Here is a 1,635-nt window from a genome sequence, read left to right on the forward strand (position 1 = left end):
CCTGGAAGTCTCACAAGTGAGGGGTGCATCGGGGCTTTGGATCTGAGAAAGTTGTTGTGCTGGAACAGCTTAACTCAGATTCGAGGATTGCCCCGATGCAGACAGAGTGTAGCGCGGAACTGTTCGAGTTTGCAGCAGTCGAGAAGCGCGCAGTGGTGGCGGGGTTCGATGGGGGAAGCATCACCTCGGACGCTGGGGCGCTGCTGCTTGGCCTGGCGGATCGGGCGATCAGGCTGGTGAGCCGCTTCGCCGGCTGCTTTGAGGACTTCCGCGCCCCCGGACTGATCGAGCATGAGGTCAGGACGCTGGTCGGCCAGCGGGTGTTCGGCATCGCGCTGGGCTACGAGGACCTGAACGACCACGACCATCTGCGCCATGACCCGGTGATGGCGGTGCTGGCCGGCAAGCTGAAGCCGGTGCGGCAGAAGAAGTGCGCCCCGGTCGCGGGCAAGAGCACCCTGAACCGGCTGGAGTTGAGCCGGCCCGAGCCCAGCCGCTACAAGAAGATCAGCTATCGGGCCGAGGCGATCGAGGGGCTGTTCGTGGACCTCTTCCTGGAGGCGCACGAGACCGCGCCGGACCAAATCGTCATCGACCTGGACGCCACCGACGATCCGCTGCACGGTGATCAAGAGGGGCGCTTCTTCCACGGCTATTACGACTGCTTCTGCTTCCTGCCGCTCTACGTCTTCTGCGGCCGCCATCTGCTGGCGGCCAAGCTGCGCACCGCCAACCAGGACGCGGCGGCCGGGTCGGTGGAGGAGATCGCGCGCATCGTCGGCAGGGTCCGCGCGCGCTGGCCCGAGGTGAAGATCATTCTGCGCGGCGACAGCGGCTTCGCGCGTGAGGCCCTGATGGCCTGGTGCGAGGCGAACGGCATCGACTTCCTGTTCGGTCTGCAGGGCAACGTGCGCCTGGTGGCCGAGATCGGCTCCGAGCTCGACCAGGCCCGGGCCGCCTCCCAGGCCGACGAGGGCCGGCCCGCCCGCCGCTTCAAGGACTTCAGCTATCGGCCCCGCAAGAAGGCCTGGAGCCGTACCCGCCGCGTCATCGGCAAGGCCGAGGTCACCCAGGGCGAGAACAATCCGCGCTTCGTGGTCACCTCGCTCAGCGCCCAGGCCTGGCAAGCCCAGCCGCTCTACGAGCAGCTCTACTGCGCCAGGGGCGACATGGAAAACCGCATCAAGGAGTGCCAGCTCGACCTGTTCGCCGACCGCACCTCCAGCGCCACCATGAGAGCCAACCAGCTGCGCCTGTGGTTCGCCTCCATGGCTTACGTGCTCACCTGCGCGCTTCGCCGCCTCGGCCTGAAGGACACCCAGTTCGAGAAGGCCGCCTGCGGCACGCTGCGCCTGAAGCTCTTCAAGATCGGCGCACTCGTCAGGATCTCGGTCCGGCGCATCAAGATCGCCATGGCCTCCGTCCATCCCTGGCGCCGCGAGTGGGCCACCGCCTACGCCCGGCTCGCCGCCCTCGCCGCCTGACGCGCCCGCCAAACCCGCCCTTCAACAGCACCGAAACACCGTCGAACCCCAGCCAGCCGCTCCCGCGGCCCTGGCCGTGCGACCTCCTCAATAACCCCGGCTATCCCGCGGCAACCTCCTCCTCCCCCCGGCCAAGTGTGAGATATCCAGG

At 67.3% G+C, this 1,635-nt stretch carries 1 protein-coding gene; it reads left to right on the top strand.

Features of this window, described 5'->3' with window-relative positions:
- Window positions 1–95: 95 nt before the first annotated feature.
- A complete protein-coding gene (locus ACTOWL_RS37845; protein ID WP_441326463.1) occupies window positions 96–1,484 on the top strand; it encodes an IS1380 family transposase in 1,389 nt (462 codons plus the stop codon).
- The last annotated feature ends 151 nt before the right edge of the window (window positions 1,485–1,635 follow it).

The sequence above is a fragment of the Inquilinus sp. CA228 genome, from assembly GCF_052078665.1.
Taxonomy (GTDB): domain Bacteria; phylum Pseudomonadota; class Alphaproteobacteria; order DSM-16000; family Inquilinaceae; genus Inquilinus.

Bases quoted from the DNA above. Each gene is read 5' to 3' on its own strand.
- ACTOWL_RS37845 (WP_441326463.1), top strand. From the start codon at position 96: ATGCAGACAGAGTGTAGCGCGGAACTGTTCGAGTTTGCAGCAGTCGAG.